This is a genomic window from Psychrobacillus sp. (assembly GCF_032154225.1).
In the GTDB taxonomy this organism is placed as follows: domain Bacteria; phylum Bacillota; class Bacilli; order Bacillales_A; family Planococcaceae; genus Psychrobacillus.
This window is the reverse complement of the sequence record NZ_JALDYF010000039.1, coordinates 1-5,140: the sequence shown is the minus strand read 5'-3', so window position 1 is coordinate 5,140 and position 5,140 is coordinate 1. Positions and strand designations below refer to the sequence as shown.

Genomic DNA, 5,140 nt, shown 5'->3' with positions numbered 1-5,140 from the left:
TATAAACTCTTACCCATTCAAGAATGTCCGCTAGTTGGTGATAAGTGCCAACTAATTTCTTATTGACAGCTAAAGTTATTCGTTGGTATATTATGTGTAACCGGTTACACAATGAGATGAAAAGAGTGAAACAATTGGCGAATATTAGAGATGTGGCGAAAGAGGCTGGTGTTTCAGTTGCTTCTGTATCCCGTTATTTAAATAAAAAAGGATATATCAGTGAGGAAGCAAAAAAGAAGGTTCAAAGTGCGATTGAACTATTGGGCTATAAGCCGAATCTAGTTGCACGCTCATTGAGTACAAAACAAACCAATTTGATTGGACTAATCGTACCGGATATAACGAATCCATTCTTTCCTGAACTTGCAAGAGCGGTCGAAGATGTCGCGTTGTCTTATGGATATACAGTGATTTTATGTAATTCGGATGAAGAAGCTGAAAAAGAGATAAATTATATTGAAATGCTTAAGCAAAAATATGTTGCTGGATTTATTGTTGCGACTAATCAGTTACAAGCAAGTCATTATGAAGATTTAGATATCCCCATAGTTGCACTTGACAGGATGATTCATGACTCAATCCCAACTGTTTCTTCAAATAATATAGAAGGAGCTAGGCTAGGAACCTCCTATTTATTGGAGCAAAATTGTCAAAATATAGTGTTCATGCGTGGTCCTTCTGGACTTGGACCGGCTGATGATCGACTTGCTGGATTTTTAGAGGCGATAGAAGGAAAGGATATTACATCACATATAATAGAATGTCCGTTTAACTTTGAGCATTCTGAAAGAATAGCTAAGAAGTTTTTAACTGAAATAGAAGGAATAGATGGGATATTCGCAAGCACTGACGTATCAGCGGCTGGTGCATTAAAGGCGGCATATTCTCTTGGGATAAGTGTCCCATCAAATGTACAAATTATAGGGTTTGATGGTATAGCCCTAGCTGGAATGCTGACGCCTGGATTAACAACAGTAGCACAGGATATTTATAAATTGGGTGCGATTGCTATGAGAATGTTGATAAAAAAAATCGAAGATATTGAACTAGATGATAAAGTTATTCAAGTTCCAGTGGAGTTAGTAGTGCGCGGAACAACAAGGAGTGAGTTACGCTGATTACAGTTATTGGTAGTGTAAATATGGATATAGTTGTACAAACAGATAATTTTCCAATACAAGGTGAAACCGTATTAGGACAATTATTTACGACCGTACCTGGAGGGAAAGGCGCAAATCAAGCAGTAGCCGCCGCGCGATTAGGTAGCAAAGTACAAATGGTTGCAAGCGTAGGAACTGATAGCTTTGGCAAAGAGCTTGTTGAAAATCTAGAAAAAAATGCTGTAAATACAAATGGTGTCATTCTAAGTGATGGAACTGCTACTGGAATAGCCAATATATTGCTATCTGAAGGAGACAATAGGATTATCGTTGTACCTGGTGCTAATCATGCATTAACACTGGAACATATTGAAAAAATGAAAGAAACGATTCGACAAAGTAATTTTGTCATGATGCAGTTAGAAATTCCAATTCCAGTAATTGAATACTCATTAAAACTTTGTTCGGAATTGAATATACCTGTCTTGTTGAATCCAGCTCCTGCAGGAGGCTTTCAAAAAGAATTTATGGATTATATTGCATATTTGACTCCAAATGAAACAGAGTGCGAAGTTATTTTTGGATTAGATGTGGAAGCTGTTTTAGAAAAGTATCCAAACAAGTTAATCGTAACTCTAGGTAGTGAGGGAGCTCGTTACTTTGACGGTGAAAAGCATGTCATTGTTGAAGGATTTAAAACGGATGTAGTAGATACAACTGGAGCGGGGGATACATTTAACGGAGCTCTTGCACATGCACTTGCACAAGGACTAGATTTAGAGAGTGCAGTACAATACGCAAATGCAGCAGCTTCATTATCAGTAGAGAAATTTGGAGCACAAGGCGGAATGCCAGCACATGATGATGTGAAGAAAAGATTAGAAGGAGCATCTAAATCATGAAGAAGCTTGGTATTTTAAACCGTGAGCTTGCTGCTGAGTTTGCTAAGCTTGGCCATACAGATCAAATTACAATAGCTGATTGTGGGTTACCGATTCCAGATGGAGTTCGTTGTATAGATTTGTCTTATGTAATTGGCAAACCCTCTTTTACAGAAATTTTTGAGGCTGTGTTAGATGATGTACAAGTTGAGTGTGCCTTTATTGCTAGAGAATTAAAAGATGCTAATACAAAGCTATATAAAATTGTTCAAGAAAAAGTTGGCAAAACTACAGAAATTTCACATGAAGAGTTTAAAGTAATGACACGAAATTCAAAAGTTATTATACGCACAGGTGAAGCTACTCCTTATGCAAATATTATTTTACAATCAGGCGTCATATTCTAAAGGTAGGTGAATAGCAATGATCGAAATGACTGGAATTTCAAAAGCATTCAATGGAAATACAGTTTTAAGTAATATTGAATTTGAAGTGAAAAAGGGAGAAATTCATGCACTAATGGGTGAAAATGGTGCAGGTAAATCTACTTTGATGAAAATATTAACGGGTATCTATACACGTGACTCGGGGGATATAAAGGTAAAAGGTCAAATAGTAGATTTTAAAAATCCAAAAGAAGCAGAACAACATGGAATTGCAGTTATTCATCAAGAGTTGAACATACTTCCTGATTTAACGGTAGCAGAAAATTTATTTCTTGGAAACGAAAGAACGTTTGGAAAAAGCCCGGTTTTAAAAACAAAAGAAATGAATAAACAAGCAAAGGAAATCCTATTAAGTTTGGGACTCGATATTGATGTAAAAATGGTAGCTCGTTCACTTTCCGTTGGTAAACAACAAATTATCGAGATTGCAAAAGCAATATCGTCCAATGCAGAGCTTATTGTAATGGATGAACCCACAGCGGCTTTGACAGATCGGGAAATAGAAACACTCTTTGTGACGATTCGAGCATTGCAAGCCAAAGGAGTTTCGTTTGTATATATTTCACACAGAATGGAAGAAATTTTTGCTATCTGTGATCGCATTACGATACTACGAGATGGACAATACGTTGGAGTTAAAAAAGTGAAGGATACAACATTTGATGAAATTGTTCAAATGATGGTTGGACGAGAGCTTGGTAATCGTTTTCCAGAACGATCTGTTAAAATTGGCGAAGTAAAGCTGGTTGCGAAGAGTTTAACGAGAAACGGATATTTTGAAGATGTTTCTTTTGAATTACGAAAAGGAGAAGTCTTAGGGATAGCTGGTTTAATGGGTGCGGGGCGAACAGAAGTAGCACAAGCTTTATTTGGATATAAAAAACTAAATAAAGGCGAAGTTTTTTTAGATGGTAAGTTAGTGAAAATCCAGAATCCATCAAAAGCTATAAAATTAGGTTTTGGGTTTGTAACGGAAGATCGAAAATCGGAAGGATTGATTGTTGATTTCTCTGTGAAAGATAATTTAGGCATTACCAACTTTGATAAGATCTCTAGAAATGGTGTAGTAGGTGCAAAAAAAGAACAAGAATTATACGATTCAATGGTAAAACGCCTTGGAGTTCGTACTTCTGGTCCAAACCAATTTGTGAAATCACTAAGTGGTGGGAATCAGCAGAAAATTGTTATAGCGAAATGGCTTGGAATAGAACCAGACATCCTTATACTAGATGAACCAACAAGAGGTGTCGATGTTGGAGCTAAAAAAGAAATTTATTCAATTATTAATGCTTTGGCGGAAAAAGGTGTAGCAATCTTAATGATATCCTCTGAACTTCCTGAGGTTATTGGTATGGTGGACCGAGTACTTGTCATGCATGAAGGAAAAATAACAGCAGATTTAACAAAAGATGAAATGACACAAGAAAAAATTATGCATTATGCTACGGGAGGTGACAAAGTTGCTCAAATCTAGTTCACAATCATTTTTACAAAAACTCGGACCTGTAATTGGTTTATTACTAATAGTGGTCATAATTAGTGTAATGAGTCCAAACTTTTTAACGCTAAACAACTTATTAAATGTACTTCGACAAGTATCTATTAACGCACTAATCGCATTTGGGATGACATTCGTCATTTTGACAGGCGGAATTGACTTATCAGTTGGTTCTATATTAGCGCTAACAGGAGCAGTAACCGCTGGATTTTTGGCAAGTGGTATGGATCCAATGCTTGCAATGTTTTTAGGGTTAATCCTTGGAGCAATTTTGGGTGCAATAAACGGTATTATCATTTCTAAAGGGAATGTGGCTCCATTTATCGCAACACTTGCAACAATGACTATTTATCGTGGTTTGACTCTAGTCTATACAGAAGGTAGACCTATTTCAGGACTAGGTGATTCTTTATCATTCCAACTGATAGGAAAAGGTTATTTCTTTGGAATCCCGGTTCCAGTAATTACAATGGCTATAGCATTTGGAGTATTATATTTTGTTCTTAAAAAGACAACATTTGGTCGTCGAGTGTATGCAGTTGGTGGAAATGAAGAAGCTTCTCGCCTTTCTGGTATTAAAGTAGATCGTATAAAAGTTTATGTTTATGCGCTTACAGGTACCCTAGCAGCTTTAGCATCATTAATTTTAACTTCTAGACTAAACTCTGCTCAACCAACAGCAGGAAATATGTTTGAGCTGGATGCTATTGCAGCTGTTGTGCTAGGTGGGACAAGTTTAACTGGTGGACGAGGTTGGATTGTTGGTACATTAATTGGAGCACTCATTATTGGCGTCTTGAATAATGGTCTAAATCTTATTGGGGTATCCTCTTTCTTCCAACAAGTGGTGAAGGGTGCAGTTATATTGGTAGCGGTTTTATTAGACCGAAAAAAAACAGTATAAAAGGAGAAATTAATCATGAAAAAAGTACATTTAGTTTTATTAATGATGATTATGCTAGTTCTTGCGGCATGTTCAACAGAGGCACCAGGTTCTTCTAAGGAATCAGACTCAACAGATAAAGAAGGAAGCTACAAAATTGGTTTATCTGTTTCTACTTTAAACAATCCATTTTTCGTAACATTGAGCGATGGGGCTAAAGCGAAAGCAGAAGAACTAGGAGCAACTTTAACTGTTGTAGATGCACAAGATAATGCGGCAAAACAAGCAAGTGATGTAGAAGATCTAATTCAACAAGGGGTAGATTTAATCCT

At 36.6% G+C, this 5,140-nt stretch carries 6 protein-coding genes; all 6 read left to right on the top strand.

Translation table 11 applies throughout. The features are described 5' to 3' along the window. The first annotated feature begins 125 nt into the window (after positions 1-125). Positions 126-1,118, top strand: coding sequence for a LacI family DNA-binding transcriptional regulator (locus RUH95_RS21410; protein ID WP_313894929.1), 993 nt, complete (start codon positions 126-128; stop codon positions 1,116-1,118). Next, positions 1,115-2,002: a ribokinase gene (gene rbsK / locus RUH95_RS21405; RefSeq protein ID WP_313894928.1), complete on the top strand. Its 888-nt coding sequence runs from the start codon at positions 1,115-1,117 to the stop codon at positions 2,000-2,002. Before RUH95_RS21410 ends, rbsK begins: the two co-directional genes overlap by 4 nt. Next, on the top strand, positions 1,999-2,388 hold the full coding sequence (rbsD, locus tag RUH95_RS21400) for a D-ribose pyranase (RefSeq protein WP_313894927.1): 390 nt from the start codon (positions 1,999-2,001) through the stop codon (positions 2,386-2,388). The genes rbsK and rbsD overlap by 4 nt, the downstream gene beginning before the upstream one ends. 16 nt (positions 2,389-2,404) lie before the next feature. Continuing rightward, positions 2,405-3,901 carry a sugar ABC transporter ATP-binding protein gene (locus RUH95_RS21395; RefSeq protein WP_093495168.1) on the top strand — a complete coding sequence of 499 codons (1,497 nt, stop codon included), beginning with the start codon at positions 2,405-2,407 and terminating at the stop codon, positions 3,899-3,901. After that, complete coding sequence (rbsC, locus tag RUH95_RS21390) at positions 3,888-4,829, top strand: ribose ABC transporter permease (RefSeq protein ID WP_093495167.1); 942 nt, start codon at positions 3,888-3,890, stop codon at positions 4,827-4,829. Before RUH95_RS21395 ends, rbsC begins: the two co-directional genes overlap by 14 nt. 15 nt (positions 4,830-4,844) lie before the next feature. Beyond that, the coding region (locus tag RUH95_RS21385; protein WP_313894926.1) for a substrate-binding domain-containing protein at positions 4,845-5,140 on the top strand (296 nt) is incomplete at its 3' end.